This is a genomic window from Citrobacter portucalensis, from assembly GCF_023374935.1.
GTDB lineage: Bacteria > Pseudomonadota > Gammaproteobacteria > Enterobacterales > Enterobacteriaceae > Citrobacter > Citrobacter portucalensis.
Genome location: NZ_CP092466.1, coordinates 4,747,200 through 4,765,276 on the forward strand (window position 1 = coordinate 4,747,200; position 18,077 = coordinate 4,765,276).

The following is an 18,077-nucleotide window of genomic DNA, read 5'->3' on the forward strand; positions in this document are numbered from 1 at the left end:
CCAGGCAATAGCGCGCTAAACCGTAATCAAGAGGGGCTTACGCCCCTCTTTCGGTCTTTACGTCAGGTTAGTGCTGAATTACCACCAGATTTCCATCTGAGCACCGAAGGACCACTCATCGCTGTCACCACGGCTGGTGGTGCTGATACCAGAGTTCGTTGCAGCTGCATATTTGGTTACGTCGTTACCATTTTTGACGTAGCCCCACTCCTCATCCCACTTGGCATAGGTTGCGAAGACACGAATTGCCGGGCGGGACCAGATGCTGTCGCCAGCCTGCCATTGTTGCGCGAGGGTGATTTTGTACTGGCTGTTGCGATCGCCGGTCTGCTGAGATTTGACGTTGTCGTAGCCGACTTCCATCAGGGTGCTCATGATTGGCGTCCATTTGTACATCGGGCGAATACCGACGGTGTACCATTCAGTACCCAGATCGTTATCCATATCGAGGTTCTGGTACATACCGACGTACATCAGATCCCACTTGTCGCCCAGGGAGATGGCACCGTGGTCGAGAATACGAACCAGGCTACCGTTGTTATTAATCACGTTATTGGCGTAATTGGTTTTACTACCGTCTGGGTTAGTAATGGTGAAGGAAGAAGAACCATAAGAACCCTGGTTCAGACCTTTACCCTGCGTGGTCATGGAGTCTGTCGCGTACTGAACAACAAACTTGTTGTAGCCCTTCAGCATGCTCTGGGTATGTTCAGCGGTGAACATCCAGCCATCTTTTGATGCGCCGTCTGCCAGGCTGTAATCATCTGTCGTATTCGCACGACCGTAGTCAACACCCAGTTCCAACATACCATCAGTGTTTGTTGCCAATTGCGCTAAACGAACGTCGAATACGTCGTTAGCGGTGTCTTTGGTACGATCATAGATATTCTGGCTGCTGAACGCGTATGAACCACCCGCTTCCTGAGAACGGCTCGCGGCCAGAGACAGTTTACCGAAGCCCAGATCGATGTTTTCAATACCGGCACCAGGACCTGAAATATCCCAGTAGTAGAAGTCGATCATGTGCACGTCATGACGTTGGTAGAAGCGCTTACCGGCCCAGATAGTAGAGCCTGGCAGCCATTCAATCAGGTTTTTACCCTGCACGTTGGCTTCACGGAAGGCCGGGTCAGTCCCTTCCCAGTCATTCTGCTGTGCTACGGAGTAGGCGACGTTTGTGTCGAAGTAGAAGCTCTTATCGCCTTCTTTCCACACTTCCTGGCCTAATTTAATTTCAGCGTAGGTTTCACATTCGTTACCGAGACGGTATTTACTTTGTGCACCTGTTGCCTGGAAACATTGTTGTTCGCCGCCACTACCCGTCCAGCCGATACCGGAACGAGCATAACCATGGAAATCCACAGCCATTGCCTGAACAGACATAATGCCTGCTGCCACAGCAACCGCCAGAGGAAGTTTGCGCAGAGTAATCATCGTTCTATCTCCTGAGATCATTGCTTTTCTTTAAACGCTGCCACCTTCTAAAACTGCGAATGGTTTTGCGTTTCGTTTTTTTATGGGGACCTTAAACGCCTGGCTCCTGGTGCAACCGACGACATGCAGTGCCATCTTCACGGAACAGATGGCAACGCTCTGGCGGCAGGCCGATAGCGAATGTGGCACCCTCTTCTACCAACACCACGTCGTTCTGGCGGTAAACCAGGTTTTGACGGATGGCGGGGATCTGGATATGAATTTGTGTTTCGTGACCAAGCTGCTCGACCACCTGCACTTCACCTTCGAGGGTGACATCGGCGATATCGCTGGGCAGCAGATGTTCCGGGCGGATACCTAAAGACATGTTGGCGCCAACCTGTACCGCATGGCTGTCTACCGGGAGCCAGACTTGCTGGCGGTTTGGTAATTCAACCTGCACCTGATCAATCGCCGTTGCGGTAACTTTCACAGGCAGGAAGTTCATTTTTGGCGAACCGATAAAGCCCGCGACAAAGCGGTCAGCCGGGTAGTGATACAGTTCCAGAGGCTTACCAACCTGCGCGACGCGACCGGCATCCAGCACCACAATTTTGTCGGCCAGCGTCATCGCTTCGACCTGATCGTGGGTGACGTAAATCATCGTGCGGCCGAGACGTTTATGCAGGCGGGATATTTCAATACGCATCTGCACGCGCAGAGCAGCGTCGAGGTTCGACAGTGGTTCGTCCAGCAGGAATACGCGCGGTTCGGCGACCAGCGTACGGCCAATCGCCACACGCTGACGTTGTCCGCCGGAAAGCGCTTTCGGTTTACGCTCCAGCAGGTGCGCCAGTTGCAGAACTTCCGCAACCTGATTCACACGCTGGTTCATCACCTCTTTTTTCGCCCCGGCCAGTTTGAGGCCGAACGACATGTTCTCCGCGACAGACAAATGGGGATACAACGCGTAGGACTGAAAGACCATGCCCACACCGCGTTCGGCGGGCGGAATGTCGTTCATCCGGGTCTCCCCGATAAACAGGTCACCACTGGTGATGGTTTCAAGTCCGGCGATCATACGCAGCAAGGTCGACTTACCGCAGCCTGACGGTCCGACAAACACCACGAATTCCCCTTCGTGAATGTCGAGATTGATATCTTTCGATACCACCACGTCACCCCAGGCTTTCGTTACATTTCGTAGCTGTACGCTCGCCATGCCCTTCTCCCTTCGTTACAACCTGTCATCGACAGCAACATTCATGATGGGCTGACTATGCGCGATCCCTTGACTGCGTGAATCCTCCACCCCCCGGCTTTTTTATGGGGGAGGAGGCGGGAGGATGAGAGAGCAGCGTCTGAGACCCGGGCCACCAGCCTCAGAGGAATTTCGTGATGCAGCCTGCAAAAATCGGTGGGTTTTTATGTGCGCCAGTACGCAATACTCACATTTATGTAACACAGATCACATAAAGAGCGGGTGGGGCGTAGGGGTAAGGAGGATGGAAAGAGGTTGTCGTATAAAGAAACTAGTAACCGTTAAGCCACCTCTGCAAAATCACCAAACAGGATGGGAACTATGAAAATCAAAACTGGCGCACGCATCCTCGCATTGTCTGCATTAACGACGATGATGTTTTCCGCCTCGGCTCTCGCCAAGATTGAAGAAGGTAAGCTGGTTATCTGGATTAACGGCGACAAAGGCTATAACGGCCTCGCTGAAGTGGGCAAAAAATTCGAGAAAGACACCGGGATCAAAGTCACTATTGAGCACCCTGACAAACTGGAAGAGAAATTCCCGCAGGTTGCCGCGACTGGCGACGGTCCGGACATCATCTTCTGGGCACATGACCGTTTTGGCGGCTACGCTCAGTCTGGCCTGCTGGCTGAAATCACGCCTGACAAAGCGTTCCAGGACAAGCTCTATCCCTTCACCTGGGATGCCGTACGCTATAACGGCAAACTGATTGCCTACCCGATCGCGGTTGAAGCGCTGTCGCTGATTTACAACAAAGACCTCGTTCCAAATCCACCGAAAACCTGGGAAGAAATTCCTGCACTGGATAAAGAGCTGAAGGCGAAAGGTAAATCCGCGCTGATGTTTAACCTGCAAGAACCGTACTTCACCTGGCCGCTGATTGCCGCCGACGGTGGTTACGCGTTCAAGTTTGAAAACGGCAAGTACGACGTGAAAGATGTTGGCGTGGATAGCGCTGGCGCGAAAGCGGGTCTGACCTTCCTGGTTGATCTGATCAAGAACAAACACATGAACGCGGATACCGATTACTCCATCGCCGAAGCGGCCTTTAACAAAGGCGATACCGCGATGACCATCAACGGTCCGTGGGCGTGGTCCAACATCGATAAGAGCAAAATCAACTACGGCGTCACGCTACTGCCAACCTTCAAAGGCAAAGCGTCTAAACCGTTTGTTGGCGTTCTGAGCGCCGGTATCAACGCCGCCAGCCCGAACAAAGAACTGGCGAAAGAGTTCCTCGAAAACTACCTGCTGACCGATCAAGGTCTGGATGAAGTGAACAAGGACAAACCGCTGGGTGCCGTTGCGCTGAAATCCTTCCAGGATCAGTTAGCGAAAGACCCACGTATCGCCGCCACCATGGATAACGCCCAGAAAGGCGAAATCATGCCGAACATCCCACAGATGTCCGCATTCTGGTATGCCGTTCGTACCGCAGTGATCAACGCAGCCAGCGGCCGTCAGACCGTCGATGCCGCACTGAAAGACGCGCAGGGTCGTATCACCAAGTAATGCAGTTGTGAACGTGCCGGATGGCGGCATAAATGCCTTATCCGGCCTACAGGGTATGTAGGCCGGATAAGCGCAGCGTCATCAGGCACGCTGACCAACAGGTTTTCATTGTTGTTGAGGATTGAACCCCATGGATGTCATTAAAAAGAAACACTGGTGGCAAAGCGACACGCTGAAATGGTCAGTGATGGGTCTGCTTGGGCTGCTGGTCGGTTACCTTGTTGTTTTGATGTACGCTCAGGGGGAGTACCTGTTTGCCATCATGACGCTGATTTTAAGCTCTGCTGGCCTGTATATTTTCGCTAACCGTAAAGCCTATGCCTGGCGCTATGTTTACCCGGGCGTTGCCGGTATGGGGCTGTTTGTCCTGTTTCCGCTGGTTTGTACGATCGCCATTGCTTTTACCAACTACAGCAGTACCAACCAGCTGACATTTGAACGTGCTCAGGAAGTCCTGATGGATCGTTCTTATCAGGCGGGTAAAACCTACAATTTTGGCCTGTATCCGGCGGGTGATGAGTGGCAACTGGCCCTCACCGACGGTGAAACCGGCAAGAATTACCTTTCTGACGCCTTTAAATTTGGCGGCGAGCAGAAACTGCAACTGAAAGAAGCCGAGGCGCTACCGGCAGGCGAACGTGCAACGCTGCGTATCATCACGCAGAATCGCCAGGCGCTTACCCAATTGACCGCCATCCTGCCGGATGAAAGCAAAGTTACCATGAGTTCGCTGCGCCAGTTTTCCGGCACGCAGCCACTTTATACGCTCACTGAAGACGGCACACTCACCAACAGCCAGAGCGGCGTAAAATACCGCGCCAACAACGATATTGGTTATTATCAGGCGATTAACGCTGACGGTAGCTGGGGTAGCGAAAAACTCAGCCCGGGCTACACCGTTGCCATCGGCTGGGATAACTTCACCCGCGTGTTTACCGACGAAGGCATCCAGAAACCATTCTTCGCCATCTTCGTCTGGACGGTGGTCTTCTCGGTACTGACCGTTATTTTGACCGTTGCCGTGGGCATGGTGCTGGCCTGTCTCGTACAGTGGGAGTCTCTCAAAGGCAAAGCGATTTACCGCGTCCTGCTGATTCTTCCGTATGCCGTACCGTCGTTTATCTCGATTCTGATTTTCAAGGGCTTATTCAACCAGAGCTTTGGTGAAATCAACATGATGCTGAGCGCGCTGTTTGGCATCAAACCGGCCTGGTTCAGCGACCCAACCACCGCGCGTTCGATGATTATTATCGTCAACACCTGGCTCGGTTATCCATACATGATGATCCTGTGCATGGGTCTGCTGAAAGCGATTCCTGACGACCTATATGAAGCCTCGGCGATGGATGGCGCAGGTCCGTTCCAGAACTTCTTTAAGATAACGCTACCGCTGTTGATTAAGCCGCTGACGCCGCTGATGATCGCCAGCTTCGCCTTTAACTTTAACAACTTCGTGCTGATTCAGCTGTTGACCAACGGTGGTCCGGACCGTCTTGGTACCACCACACCAGCCGGTTATACCGACCTGCTCGTGAGCTACACCTACCGTATCGCCTTTGAAGGCGGCGGTGGTCAGGACTTCGGTCTGGCGGCGGCGATTGCCACGCTGATCTTCCTGCTGGTTGGTGCGCTGGCGATTGTGAACCTGAAAGCCACACGTATGAAGTTTGATTAAGGGAGATAACGACAATGGCTATGGTCCAACCGAAATCACAAAAGTTACGTTTATTCGCAACGCACTTAGGGCTGCTGATTTTTATCGCGGCGATCATGTTCCCGCTGCTGATGGTTATCGCTATCTCGCTGCGCGAAGGTAACTTTGCCACCGGCAGCCTGATCCCGGAAAACATCTCCTGGGAACACTGGAAACTGGCGCTGGGCTTTAGCGTTGAACACGCGGATGGCCGCGTGACGCCACCGCCGTTCCCGGTACTGTTATGGCTGTGGAACTCGGTGAAAGTGGCCAGCATTACCGCGATCGGTATCGTGACGCTTTCCACTACCTGTGCTTACGCCTTTGCCCGTATGCGTTTCCCGGGCAAAGCAACCCTGCTGAAAGGGATGCTGATTTTCCAGATGTTCCCAGCGGTGCTGTCTCTGGTCGCGTTGTATGCTTTGTTTGATCGCCTGGGCCAGTACATTCCGTTTATCGGCCTGAACACGCACGGCGGCGTGATCTTCGCCTATCTCGGCGGTATCGCACTGCATGTCTGGACGATTAAGGGCTATTTTGAAACCATCGACGGTTCGCTGGAAGAAGCGGCCGCGCTGGATGGCGCCACACCGTGGCAGGCATTCCGCCTGGTACTGCTGCCGCTTTCCGTTCCGATTCTGGCGGTCGTGTTTATTCTGTCTTTCATTGCCGCTATTACCGAAGTACCGGTCGCGTCACTGCTGCTGCGTGATGTGAACAGCTATACCCTTGCGGTAGGTATGCAGCAGTACCTCAACCCACAGAACTATTTGTGGGGCGACTTTGCCGCCGCGGCTGTACTTTCAGCCATTCCGATCACTCTGGTGTTCTTGCTGGCGCAGCGCTGGCTAGTCAACGGTCTGACCGCGGGTGGTGTGAAAGGTTAAGTTTTACCGAAGTACCTGCCCGGCAACGGGCAATGCCACTGCAACCCTCAACTTATGTTATCCCAACCTGTGACTGTTATTCGGCGCTCTACGGAGCGCCCTTTTTTATGTTATTTTGCATCACTGTTACGATTATTTCCTTTCGTGCTCTCCATCACTGCAATTCTATTTCCTGTCTGAATATAGATAAATCAAACAGAATTAAGATCACAGAAAAGACAAAACGTAATTGCAATGTAAAAAATGATAATTGTCTTCCCTGCCTGTTAAATTCAACATCACGGCACTGATCAAAAGAGCTGTATCCTCTAAGGCAGGTCTGAATGAACTCTCAATATAATTCCAGTTATATTTTTTCGATTACATTAGTGGCAACGTTAGGAGGGCTATTATTCGGCTACGACACTGCGGTCATATCCGGTACGGTAGAATCCCTGAATACCGTGTTTGTCGCGCCACAACATTTAAGTGAATCCGCCGCCAACTCGCTGTTGGGCTTTTGCGTCGCCAGTGCGTTGATAGGCTGCATCATCGGCGGTGCACTGGGCGGCTATTGCAGTAACCGGTTTGGCCGCCGGGACTCGCTGAAAATCGCGGCTCTGCTGTTCTTTATTTCCGGTATTGGTTCCGCCTGGCCAGAATTAGGTTTTACAACTATTAATCCAGATAACACCGTACCTGTTTATTTGGCCGGATACGTTCCCGAATTTGTTATTTATCGTATCATTGGTGGTATTGGCGTAGGTTTAGCCTCAATGCTCTCACCAATGTATATTGCTGAACTGGCACCCGCACATATTCGTGGAAAATTGGTGTCATTTAACCAATTCGCCATTATTTTTGGTCAACTGTTGGTGTATTGCGTTAACTATTTTATCGCCCGTTCTGGCGACGCTAACTGGTTGAATACCGATGGCTGGCGCTATATGTTTGCGTCCGAAAGTATTCCCGCCCTGCTGTTTTTACTACTGCTGTACACCGTGCCAGAAAGCCCGCGCTGGCTGATGGCGCGTGGCAGACACGAGCAGGCGGAAGGTATTCTGCGCAAAATTATGGGCAGCACCCTCGCCACCCAGGCCATGCAGGAGATCAATCAGTCTCTGGACCATGGTCGTAAAACCGGTGGTCGCCTGCTGATGTTTGGCGCAGGCGTTATCGTCATCGGCGTAATGCTGTCTATCTTCCAGCAATTCGTCGGTATTAACGTCGTGCTCTACTACGCCCCAGAGGTGTTTAAAACGCTGGGAGCCAGCACCGATGTGGCGCTGTTACAGACCATCATTGTTGGCGTGATCAACCTGAGCTTTACCGTGCTGGCGATTATGACGGTGGATAAATTTGGTCGCAAACCGCTGCAGATTATTGGCGCTCTGGGCATGGCCATCGGTATGTTCAGCCTCGGTACCGCGTTTTATACCCAGGCTTCCGGGCTGGTTGCACTGCTGTCGATGCTGTTTTACGTCGCCGCATTCGCCATGTCCTGGGGACCGGTTTGCTGGGTGCTGCTGGCAGAAATCTTCCCCAATGCGATTCGCGGCAAAGCGCTCGCCATTGCGGTGGCCGCACAATGGCTGGCGAACTATTTCGTCTCCTGGACCTTCCCGATGATGGACAAAAATTCGTGGCTGGTTTCCCATTTTCACAACGGTTTCTCCTACTGGATTTACGGTTGTATGGGTATTCTGGCGGCGCTGTTTATGTGGAAGTTTGTACCAGAAACCAAAGGCAAAACGCTGGAAGAACTTGAAGAACTGTGGGAACCCGCCGCAGAGAAAACCCAGCCTGCCTCTGCGCAGTAATCCTGACCTGCAACACGCCGCAGCCCGATTGCGGCGTGTTGTCTTTTACTCTCGCTTCAGCCGTTTTGAATTACACAGCCACAAGGTGATCACCAGCAGCAGGATCGCCGCAGAATAGATCAGCACATCCATCGGTGCTTTATGATCGACAATGATCAACCGCACAATCGCGGTGATCCCGATATAAACAAAATAGCGCAACGGAAAGTGAAACCCCGACTGAAAGTACTTCACAATCAGCGCGATAAATTCAAAATAGAGGAAGTAAACCACCAGCCCTTCCACCAGCTCATACTTGCTGGTTTGTTCCGGCGCGAACAGCACATCCGCCAGATGCAGCGTTTCTTTCCCGAGGAATACAACCAGGATCAGGCCCAGACTCAGCAGTCCCAGATTCAACACGGTCTGTAAGATGGTGGAGATAAACTCCACGCGCGGACGAGATAGCGACGTCATAACAGCACCTCTTACTCAGTGGCGAGGTTCCTGTATAACGCAAAAATGTGACAGAGATCTACATTTTTTGTTTATGTTTTGTGCAAGAAAGGTCAGCGGGGAATGATGAATGTCACGACACATTTCACAGGATGAAGTATGCAGCTAAGACAATCCGCTGTCCGCAACGTTACCTGCGGTGAGAACGTGGTGATTTATGAACCCGCAAATCTCTACAATTGCACATTGGGTGACAACGTTTTTGTCGGGCCATTTGTTGAAATCCAGGGTAATACGCAAATTGGCGCAGACAGCAAAATTCAGTCGCACACCTTCATCTGCGAATATGTCACCCTGGGTGCCCGCTGTTTTATCGGTCATGGCGTGATGTTCGCCAACGATATGTTTCGCGAAGGAAAACCCAACGCCGACCGCAACAGTTGGGGAAGAATTTCGATTGGCAACGATGTCTCAATCGGCAGTGGAGCGACCATTCTGGCGGTCACCATCTGCGATGGCGCGGTCATCGGTGCGGGGAGTGTGGTGACCAAATCGATCACCGAGAAAGGCGTGTATGCAGGAAACCCGGCAAAATTATTGCGTCGCCTGTAACTTGCCTGCTGACGGCGTAAATGCCTTATCCGGCCAGCAGTACAGGCAGTTTGTAGGCCGGATAAGCGTAGCGCCATCCGGCTGGCAAACGGCTCGATTAACGGAAGTTTTCACTTCTGTCGCTGGTCATGTCGTACAAACCAAACTTACGTCCAAGCTGCTGGCCGCCATCTCGCGTTAGCGGCGTCCAGCCAATCGCCGCACGGCTGCGGGTCGGACCTGACGAGAACAGATCCAGCGGCACGGATACGTACACCCCTTTGGTAAAATCACCCTCTCCGTACTCATCCGGCGAGGCGTCGGTGATGGTCGCATAGCCGCCTACCACAACGCCGCTGTCAAAGCGCTTCGCCACTTCCAGCGTTCCGCCCTTATCTCCCGCCAGATACTGGCCCACGCTGGCTTTCACCAGTACATCCTGAGCGAATGACGGATTCCAGTACGCCGTCAAATGCCCGGTCTTCACGCTGTAGTCGGTGAATTTCATCATGTCCTGCGCGCTACGCCAGTCACGCTGTTTCACGTAGTTGGCATCAACACCAAACGCCCAGTTGCTGTCTAACGGACGATACAGCACTTCTGCCCCCGCTCCGCCGTACATGGTTTCCAGATAACCAGCGTAAACCTGTCCGTAGAACCCGTTTCCGAGTGACTGGAAGTAGTTGGCCTGTAGGTTATTCACGTAGACATCGTTTTGCACATACTCGCGCACATGGGTACGCACTCGTGGCAAATGCGAATCCTGCGGCGGGTTGGTGTAGTTAAATTTGTCATAGTTATTGGCGAGGTTGGCGAACAAACTCCCGGTGGTCAGCAGGTGATCGGTAACCCACCAATCCGCCGTTCCCATCACGCCCAACTGATACATATAGAAGTTTTCCGGGCCGCCCACCGACTGGTTAAGCACCGGATCGATGTGGAAATCGAAGCGTGACTTATCGATATACCAGCCCTGCTCGGTCTTTTTCGGCACCACGGGCTCAACACGTTTTTGCGCCAGCTGGGTTTCATGGCCCAACGGTTCACCTTCCAGATGACGCTTGAGGCTGGAAACCTCCGTTTCGGTCGTCACCTGCGGCAAGTTAAGACGATTTTCCGTAATACGGATCGTGCGGATCCCGTCGGGAAGATCGTTCATCACGATCCGGTTGGCACGTTCGATCCCTTCGCGCGAATCACGGTATTTCACCTGTTCACCGGTCACATACAGCGTATCGCCCTGCACCTGAATTTTAGGATCGGCCAGTCCGGCGTTATATTTCAGCAGCGTTAGCTGATTCGCCACCACCGAATGTTGCAGGATGGCATCCTGCGGCTGTGGCTGATATTTCGGGCGGGCGTTGTCGTTATAGTTTGGCCGCAGATCGTTGAAGTTAGTCCGCAGCGTGACCCCAAACATAAAGGTGTTCCCGCGCTCATAGCTGAGGTTAACGTCGGCCCAATCGGTGACGCGATAAATAGCGCCGACGTTAAACTTGCTCTTCTGATCCAGCTTGCCCGCAAAATCCTGTTGGTAATTGTTTCCCTCATACTCCAGTTTCAGACGCAACGGCTGCCAGGGTGTCTGATACTCGACGCCGCCAAACAGTGATGCCGGGCCGTGGAACATCTGGCTGCCGTCAATAGAACCGGCCTGCTTGTAGCTGTTATCGCGATAGCAGAATTTATCGCTGTATGAGCAAAACGGATTGCTGACGTTACCGCTGGTCCCGAGATATCCCCAGCCCAGGCCAAGCGAGAAATCAAACGGCCCCCAGGCTTTATTCGCCACAATATACTCCGCATCGAACAGGCCAGTTCCGCCAATATCTCGCGCGCCAACCGCCACCTGCGGCATCCAGTAGCTCTCTTCCCACAGCCGTAGTTTGAGATCAAAAGCTTTATCCTTGTAAGTCTGATCGCCAGAAAACGACTCCACGCTACTGTATTTTTTGGTACGCACATCGGTGTAGCGCAGCGTGGTTTCCAACCACGGGAAGAGCTGCACCGACGCAGAGTAGTAGCGGTACTGATCGTTATCGCGGTAATTGAGGCTCATTTCGCCCTCACGTGCCATGCGTGCGGTTGGGGTTTGCAGCAGCCCCACGCCGCCAAAATCGGACTGCGAAGGTCCAATGGGCGCGGGCCAGCTTTCACCGTGGCAGGCAACGCTTACGCCCAGCGCCAGTAAGCTGAGCAGGTAAGTTTTTCTCATTATTCGGGTATCCGCTGGGTCAGGGTGCGAAGAATGTCGGCATTAATTTCATCCGGGGTGCTGCTCCAGACAGCATCAGAGAGTCCGACATAAATGATGCTGCCGGGCATCGGCTCAACGTGACGTTTGTTCCAGTAAGCGACAGGTACTTTTTGCGTGCGCCCGTCAGGATAGATAACCCAGGCGAAGCTACAATCCGCGCCGCTGAGCCGACTTTGCCCATCGAGATAACTGGCAACATCACGCCCGGGCATAAACGGTTGTTTACCCGGATGGCTTAGCAGGCCAAACAGCGTGATATGCGTTGGCTGCGCTCCGACCCACAGCGTGTAATTGCCCTGCAACTGCGGGTTACCTCGCTCGCTGACGCGCACCACATCCGGGTCAAGGTTAATTTTCTGCCTGCCAGTCACCTTCAGCGCCTGAATTTGCTGGCGTAAGGTGTTGATAGCCTCGGCATCGTCACCGCTTTCTTCAGCACTCAGCGCTGCCAGACGAGCCAGTAATGCCTGCTGCTGACGCCCCGCCTCCATCGTTGCCCGCTCTTCGCTGATAACCGCGCCTGGCCACCAGCTATTGCTCAACAGCGGCTGTCCGACCAGGTCGAGCAGATGTTCGGCCCCGGTCAGCGTTTTTGGCTCTTCGCTGGCGGAGGTAAAGACCTTGACGCTGCCCGCAGCAAAAACAGACGCTGCGCTCAGGCTCAACAGCAGCGCCATAACGACTCGTTTGATCATGATTTTGCCGCCTTAATCAGCGTGGTTTTCACCGGGAAGTAATGCGCGCCAAGATACTGTTCCGACTGGCGAATCTGCCCTTCACTGTCGATCCAGTAGCGGTTATGCCAGCGCGTTTGATCGGTAGTTATCTCTTCATCGAGGATCCGTACCGGGGTGTCATCGCTGCCGACCTTGATGGTGTCTGCGCCATCCCATTTGAAAACCGATCGCGCGGTGGCATAGCGTACCTGCTGATGTTCAGTCCAGCCCATTGTGCGGGTCCACGTTGCGCCATCGACTATCTGATTGGGTTTGATGAGTGGGTCTTCCGCCAGATTATTCACCTCAATTAGGTTGTCCCCGCCGAGATGCGTTTTCACAATGCGCCCATGCTGCGTGACGAGAATAGCCCGATCCTGAGTCACCCATTTCTGCTGTCCGTTTTCCGCAAATGCGAGTACCACAAACAGTTGGGGACCGCCGTTTAGCTGCATATACTGGCTGGCGTAGGGCATATTTTGGATTTCATCGTCCGTCATCTGTACGCCGGGAGTACCAAACACGCTATCCCACAGCGAATGCCCCAACCCTTCGGTGGTGGCTGAGCACGCCTGCAGTAACAGGCAAACCATTATGAGCGCTGGTCGCTTCACGACGTTTCTCCGCATTATTGCCGGGTGGCGCAACGCTTATCCGGCCTACAAATCCCACATACTTTTGGCAATTCAAAATAACCACACCGAAGTGTGGTTAGAATTAAACGTACCTTTATTACTGGGTACTGGTGGTTGTGGTGGTTGTGGTTCCGGTATTAGAACCATCGCCGCCACCGGTCGCCGCCAGGGCGACCCCCACTGCAGAACTTACGGTGCTCACGCTGGTTGCGGAGGAACTTCCTGCCGAAACCGACGCGGCAGCCGACCCTGCTGCCTCACCCACCTGAACGGGGGCGGCATAGACAGAAGTCGCCGCAAGCGCAGATATAGCCCACAGGCCATACAGAACTTTTTTCATCACAAATTCCCTTCATTGTATGAATGGAGATTTACCCAAAAGAATTTCGGGCGAGATCGAGTATACACAAGCCAAAGTGTGCAAATTACGCCACGCGGGAATTTAGGATAATTAGATAACGAAAGGAAAAATGATTAAAAAATACAACAAAAACAATTAAATCAATAAATTAAAATATAAAAATTAAAATGCAATATCCGGTAAATCCGAAAACATCAGAAATTGAATAACATTAATAAAATTATTTTAGGATTAAGCTCAATTAAGGTATGAAGTTAAAACGTAGATATCCTGGAGCATTCTTATAAAAAAGCCGATATTAATATCGGCTTTTTATTTCATTAATGCCGGATGCGGCTAAACGCCTTATCCGGCCTACAAGTGTGTGCTATCAGGCACGCCAGGACTTATAACGGTTAATCAAACCGTTGGTAGAACTGTCGTGGCTGCTCACTTCGGAACCATCTTTCAGCTCTGGCAGAATGCGGTTCGCCAGCTGTTTGCCCAGCTCAACGCCCCACTGGTCAAAGGTGAAGATGTTCAGGATAGCGCCCTGAGTGAAGATTTTGTGTTCGTACAGTGCAATCAGCGCACCCAGGCTGAACGGCGTGATTTCGCGCAGCAGAATGGAGTTCGTTGGGCGGTTACCTTCGAACACTTTGAACGGCACAACGTGGTCCAACGTTGCCGGATCTTTACCCTGGTCGCGGTATTCCTGCTCAACCACTTCACGAGATTTACCGAATGCCAGTGCTTCGGTTTGCGCGAAGAAGTTAGACAGCAGTTTCGGATGGTGATCCGACAGCGGGTTGTGGGTGATGGCCGGCGCGATGAAATCGCATGGAACCATTTTGGTGCCCTGGTGGATCAGCTGGTAGAACGCATGCTGGCCGTTAGTACCCGGCTCACCCCAGATGATTGGGCCAGTCTGGTAATCCACCGCATTGCCGTTACGGTCAACGTATTTACCGTTGGATTCCATGTTGCCCTGCTGGAAGTAGGCCGCGAAACGGTGCATATACTGGTCATACGGCAGAATTGCTTCGGTTTCGGCACCGAAGAAGTTGTTGTACCAGATACCGATCAGCGCCAGCAGCACCGGCAGGTTTTTCTCAGCCGGAGTGGTGGAGAAGTGTTTGTCCATCGCATGCGCGCCGGAGAGCAGCTCAACAAAGTTGTCGAAGCCTACGGACAGGATGATGGACAGACCGATTGCAGACCACAGGGAGTAACGACCGCCAACCCAGTCCCAGAACTCGAACATATTGGCAGTATCAATTCCGAACTCGCCAACCGCTTTACCGTTAGTGGAGAGCGCAGCGAAGTGTTTGGCAACGTGCTTGTTGTCGCCTGCGGTCGCCAGGAACCAGTCGCGCGCGCTGTGGGCGTTGGTCATGGTTTCCTGGGTGGTGAAGGTTTTGGAAGCGACCAGGAACAGCGTGGTTTCCGGGTTCACTTTCTTCAGCACTTCGGCAATGTGCGTACCATCGACGTTAGACACAAAGTGCATGTTCAGGTGATTTTTGTAAGGACGCAGCGCTTCAGTCACCATGAACGGGCCGAGGTCAGAACCGCCGATACCGATGTTTACTACATCAGTGATGGCTTTACCGGTATAGCCTTTCCAGCTTCCGGAGATGATCGCTTCAGAGAAGGATTTCATCTTCTCCAGCACAGCATTCACTTCCGGCATGACATCTTTGCCGTCAACGATGATAGGCGTATTGCTACGGTTGCGTAGCGCCACGTGCAGCACGGCACGGTCTTCAGTGCGGTTGATTTTCTCACCGGAGAACATGGACTTGATGGCACCCGCCAAATCGGTTTCTTTCGCCAGATCCTGCAGTTTAGCCAGCGTCTCTTCAGTGATGCGGTTTTTGGAGAAATCCACCAGCATCAAATCGTCAAACGTCGCGGAAAACTTAGTGAAACGATCGCTATCTTTCGCGAAAAGATCCGCGATAGTAACGTCTTTCATTTCTTCAAAGTGTTTTTGTAGTGCCTGCCAGGCTGAGGTCTGCGTTGGATTGATGTTTTTCATTAGCAATACTCTTCTGATTTTGAGAATTGTGACTGAGATCGATTGTAACGCCAGTCACAGAAAAGTGTGATTGTTTTAATGCCATTGCCAGGGCATCCGCCAAACGTGGCTAAAAAGTATAGCGGTTATCAGCATTGTTATTAGTACCGTTACTCAACGCAGTTGCAGCATGAAAAATCCGCATAATCCCAGCGTTGACAGTGCAAGCTACACATTTTATTTATAAATACGGTATTTGCATTTGCGCCTGCACCGGTTTCTGTTCTGCCTTATGTGCCATGGTCGCTCTATTCATTCCCTGACACGAGGTAGTTATGACTGATGTAGTTGTCTCCAAATTTGGCGGTACCAGCGTGGCGGATTTTGATGCCATGAATCGCAGCGCTGATGTAGTACTTTCTGATGCTAACGTCCGTGTAGTGGTACTTTCCGCTTCTGCGGGAATCACCAACCTGCTGGTCGCACTGGCTGAAGGGCTGGAGCCAACCGCGCGCTTCGAAAAACTCGATGCCATTCGTCAAATTCAGTTCAATATTCTGGAACGCCTGCGTTATCCAAACGTGATACGTGAAGAGATTGAACGTCTGCTGGAAAACATCACCACGCTGGCAGAAGCAGCGTCACTGGCGACCTCAACCGCGCTGACCGACGAACTGGTTAGCCACGGTGAACTGATGTCTACCCTGCTGTTCGTCGAGATCCTGCGTGAGCGCAACGTGCAGGCGCAGTGGTTTGACGTACGTAAAGTGATGCGCACCAACGATCGTTTTGGCCGCGCAGAACCTGACGTCGCGGCGCTGGCCGAACTGGCAACGCTCCAGTTGGCCCCGCGTCTGAGCGAAGGTCTGGTGATTACTCAGGGCTTTATCGGCAGTGAAGGTAAAGGCCGCACCACCACGTTGGGGCGCGGCGGGAGCGATTATACGGCTGCCCTGCTGGCCGAAGCGCTGCACGCCACGCGCGTCGATATCTGGACCGATGTTCCTGGCATTTACACGACCGATCCGCGCGTTGTTCCGGCGGCGCAGCGTATTGATGAAATCGCCTTTGAAGAGGCCGCAGAAATGGCGACCTTTGGCGCGAAAGTGCTGCACCCGGCAACGTTGTTACCTGCCGTGCGTAGCGATATCCCGGTGTTTGTTGGCTCCAGTAAGGCTCCAAAAGCAGGCGGTACGCTGGTATGCAATAAAACCGCGAATCCACCGCTGTTCCGGGCGCTGGCACTGCGTCGTAAGCAAACGCTGCTGACGCTGCATAGCCTGAATATGCTGCACTCTCGCGGCTTTTTAGCGGAAGTGTTCGGCATCCTGGCACGCCACAATATTTCGGTCGATTTAATTACCACATCCGAAGTCAGCGTGGCGCTGACGCTGGATACCACCGGTTCGACCTCCACCGGCGATACACTGTTAACACAGTCTCTGCTGATGGAACTGTCTGCCCTGTGTCGGGTTGAAGTGGAAGAAGGCCTGGCGCTGGTGGCACTGATTGGCAACGACCTGTCCAAAGCCTGTGGCGTGGGTAAAGAGGTGTTCGGCGTACTGGAGCCATTCAACATCCGCATGATTTGCTACGGCGCGTCCAGCCATAACCTGTGCTTCCTGGTGCCCGGTACTGAAGCCGAACAGGTGGTACAGAAGCTGCACCATAATTTGTTTGAGTGAGTAGATGCCAACGCCCGATGGCTCTTGTCCCATCGGGCATTTTCACCGCATCACCGTTTCATATAACAATCTGTCCAACTCCCTGACATCGCCTTCCCGACTATCCGGTAACGTCGGCGGAATCTCTCCTCTTTCCAGCTCGGCGCGGATAAACGCATGCAACAGTGGACGACGCGGGCCGTATTCCGCTTCACCCGCACACTGCTTGCGCTCCAGCAGCTCATCAATTTCCTGACGCAATGGCGCATCCAGTTCACTTCCCGCCAGCAGATCGGCAAAACGCATCGGTGGCACGCCTTTCCCCTCCTCCACCCAACGCACCGCCAGCAGCGGGCGAATGACGTAAAAGTACTTTTTCAATCGCACGTCGTCACCTTGCAGATAGCCACGGAAGTTTTTCCGCGCCATCGAGTAGTAGTGCCAGCGGGCACGTAGCGGGGAAAACCATTTGGGCACCAACGCTTTCAGCGCCGACACGGTCACTTCATCCTGTTGATAGACCACTGGCGAATCCAGCCACTCAATAAGCGTAGGGTTTGCGCCTTTCAGTAACCCCAGCGCCTTGCGCCATTCCCAGCCGCAGAGGTCCAGCTCATCATCTATCGGCAACTCGATAACATCTCGTGGCGCTTCAACCCGCAGATACCACTCAGGCGGATGAACATAGAGAAATCGCACGTCGTAGTCGCTGTCCGGCGAGGCAAATCCCCAGCCACGACTGCCGGATTCACAGGCATACAGCACCCTGACGCCATAGCGCTGCTCTACCTCTTTTAGCTGGCGCAATACCCTTTCGCGCATCGCGCCGTCCACTGTGTTGTAGCTCATTATTC

General features: G+C 52.9%; 15 protein-coding genes. 6 read left to right on the forward strand and 9 right to left on the reverse strand.

Annotated elements, in window-relative coordinates; all coding sequences use genetic code 11:
• Positions 1–78: 78 nt before the first annotated feature.
• Positions 79–1,434, reverse strand: coding sequence for a maltoporin (locus LY264_RS22910; protein ID WP_038636248.1), 1,356 nt, complete (start codon positions 1,432–1,434; stop codon positions 79–81).
• Between the two features lie 91 nt (positions 1,435–1,525).
• On the reverse strand, positions 1,526–2,635 hold the full coding sequence (gene malK, locus LY264_RS22915; protein ID WP_008786916.1) for a maltose/maltodextrin ABC transporter ATP-binding protein MalK: 1,110 nt from the start codon (positions 2,633–2,635) through the stop codon (positions 1,526–1,528).
• A gap of 360 nt (positions 2,636–2,995) precedes the next feature.
• On the opposite strand from malK, the gene malE reads away from it, so the two are divergent.
• The 4 genes from malE (at position 2,996) to xylE (ending at position 8,565) form a co-directional block, all read left to right on the forward strand.
• A complete protein-coding gene (gene malE / locus LY264_RS22920; RefSeq protein WP_048215135.1) occupies positions 2,996–4,186 on the forward strand; it encodes a maltose/maltodextrin ABC transporter substrate-binding protein MalE in 1,191 nt (396 codons plus the stop codon).
• Positions 4,187–4,316: 130 nt separating this feature from the next.
• Complete coding sequence (gene malF / locus LY264_RS22925) at positions 4,317–5,861, forward strand: maltose ABC transporter permease MalF (RefSeq protein WP_048215136.1); 1,545 nt, start codon at positions 4,317–4,319, stop codon at positions 5,859–5,861.
• A gap of 14 nt (positions 5,862–5,875) precedes the next feature.
• Complete coding sequence (gene malG / locus LY264_RS22930; protein ID WP_003826575.1) at positions 5,876–6,766, forward strand: maltose ABC transporter permease MalG; 891 nt, start codon at positions 5,876–5,878, stop codon at positions 6,764–6,766.
• A gap of 323 nt (positions 6,767–7,089) precedes the next feature.
• Positions 7,090–8,565, forward strand: coding sequence for a D-xylose transporter XylE (gene xylE, locus LY264_RS22935; RefSeq protein ID WP_249457473.1), 1,476 nt, complete (start codon positions 7,090–7,092; stop codon positions 8,563–8,565).
• Between the two features lie 45 nt (positions 8,566–8,610).
• Here the strand turns inward: xylE and psiE are convergent, their stop codons facing one another.
• On the reverse strand, positions 8,611–9,021 hold the full coding sequence (gene psiE / locus LY264_RS22940) for a phosphate-starvation-inducible protein PsiE (protein ID WP_003031674.1): 411 nt from the start codon (positions 9,019–9,021) through the stop codon (positions 8,611–8,613).
• A 138-nt stretch (positions 9,022–9,159) separates the two neighbouring features.
• Here psiE and LY264_RS22945 point away from each other — a divergent pair, with 138 nt between their 5' ends.
• Entirely contained in the window at positions 9,160–9,612 is a 453-nt protein-coding gene (locus tag LY264_RS22945; protein WP_008786912.1) for an acyltransferase, read from the forward strand.
• Positions 9,613–9,709: 97 nt separating this feature from the next.
• Here the strand turns inward: LY264_RS22945 and LY264_RS22950 are convergent, their stop codons facing one another.
• The 5 genes from LY264_RS22950 to pgi form a co-directional block, all read right to left on the reverse strand.
• The gene (locus LY264_RS22950) at positions 9,710–11,806 is read right to left on the reverse strand and encodes a YjbH domain-containing protein (protein WP_048227491.1); all 2,097 of its coding nucleotides are present in this window, start codon (positions 11,804–11,806) and stop codon (positions 9,710–9,712) included.
• Positions 11,806–12,543 (reverse strand): capsule biosynthesis GfcC family protein, encoded by a 738-nt coding sequence (locus LY264_RS22955; protein WP_048227492.1) that lies wholly within the window; start codon positions 12,541–12,543, stop codon positions 11,806–11,808. Before LY264_RS22955 ends, LY264_RS22950 begins: the two co-directional genes overlap by 1 nt.
• On the reverse strand, positions 12,540–13,178 hold the full coding sequence (locus tag LY264_RS22960; RefSeq protein ID WP_020996091.1) for a YjbF family lipoprotein: 639 nt from the start codon (positions 13,176–13,178) through the stop codon (positions 12,540–12,542). The genes LY264_RS22955 and LY264_RS22960 overlap by 4 nt, the downstream gene beginning before the upstream one ends.
• A gap of 118 nt (positions 13,179–13,296) precedes the next feature.
• Positions 13,297–13,539 (reverse strand): exopolysaccharide production protein YjbE, encoded by a 243-nt coding sequence (gene yjbE, locus LY264_RS22965; RefSeq protein WP_003826562.1) that lies wholly within the window; start codon positions 13,537–13,539, stop codon positions 13,297–13,299.
• Positions 13,540–13,930: 391 nt separating this feature from the next.
• Positions 13,931–15,580: a glucose-6-phosphate isomerase gene (pgi, locus tag LY264_RS22970; protein WP_003826559.1), complete on the reverse strand. Its 1,650-nt coding sequence runs from the start codon at positions 15,578–15,580 to the stop codon at positions 13,931–13,933.
• Between the two features lie 314 nt (positions 15,581–15,894).
• Here pgi and lysC point away from each other — a divergent pair, with 314 nt between their 5' ends.
• Positions 15,895–17,244, forward strand: coding sequence for a lysine-sensitive aspartokinase 3 (gene lysC / locus LY264_RS22975; protein ID WP_048227493.1), 1,350 nt, complete (start codon positions 15,895–15,897; stop codon positions 17,242–17,244).
• Between the two features lie 42 nt (positions 17,245–17,286).
• Here the strand turns inward: lysC and LY264_RS22980 are convergent, their stop codons facing one another.
• Positions 17,287–18,072 carry a nucleotidyltransferase domain-containing protein gene (locus LY264_RS22980; RefSeq protein ID WP_048227494.1) on the reverse strand — a complete coding sequence of 262 codons (786 nt, stop codon included), beginning with the start codon at positions 18,070–18,072 and terminating at the stop codon, positions 17,287–17,289.
• Between the last annotated feature and the right edge of the window lie 5 nt (positions 18,073–18,077).

Bases quoted from the DNA above. Each gene is read 5' to 3' on its own strand.
- pgi (WP_003826559.1), bottom strand. From the start codon at position 15,580: ATGAAAAACATCAATCCAACGCAGACCTCAGCCTGGCAGGCACTACAA.
- xylE (WP_249457473.1), top strand. From the start codon at position 7,090: ATGAACTCTCAATATAATTCCAGTTATATTTTTTCGATTACATTAGTG.
- LY264_RS22955 (WP_048227492.1), bottom strand. From the start codon at position 12,543: ATGATCAAACGAGTCGTTATGGCGCTGCTGTTGAGCCTGAGCGCAGCG.
- malG (WP_003826575.1), top strand. From the start codon at position 5,876: ATGGCTATGGTCCAACCGAAATCACAAAAGTTACGTTTATTCGCAACG.
- LY264_RS22980 (WP_048227494.1), bottom strand. From the start codon at position 18,072: ATGAGCTACAACACAGTGGACGGCGCGATGCGCGAAAGGGTATTGCGC.
- LY264_RS22945 (WP_008786912.1), top strand. From the start codon at position 9,160: ATGCAGCTAAGACAATCCGCTGTCCGCAACGTTACCTGCGGTGAGAAC.
- LY264_RS22910 (WP_038636248.1), bottom strand. From the start codon at position 1,434: ATGATTACTCTGCGCAAACTTCCTCTGGCGGTTGCTGTGGCAGCAGGC.
- yjbE (WP_003826562.1), bottom strand. From the start codon at position 13,539: ATGAAAAAAGTTCTGTATGGCCTGTGGGCTATATCTGCGCTTGCGGCG.
- malF (WP_048215136.1), top strand. From the start codon at position 4,317: ATGGATGTCATTAAAAAGAAACACTGGTGGCAAAGCGACACGCTGAAA.
- lysC (WP_048227493.1), top strand. From the start codon at position 15,895: ATGACTGATGTAGTTGTCTCCAAATTTGGCGGTACCAGCGTGGCGGAT.
- malE (WP_048215135.1), top strand. From the start codon at position 2,996: ATGAAAATCAAAACTGGCGCACGCATCCTCGCATTGTCTGCATTAACG.
- LY264_RS22950 (WP_048227491.1), bottom strand. From the start codon at position 11,806: ATGAGAAAAACTTACCTGCTCAGCTTACTGGCGCTGGGCGTAAGCGTT.
- psiE (WP_003031674.1), bottom strand. From the start codon at position 9,021: ATGACGTCGCTATCTCGTCCGCGCGTGGAGTTTATCTCCACCATCTTA.
- malK (WP_008786916.1), bottom strand. From the start codon at position 2,635: ATGGCGAGCGTACAGCTACGAAATGTAACGAAAGCCTGGGGTGACGTG.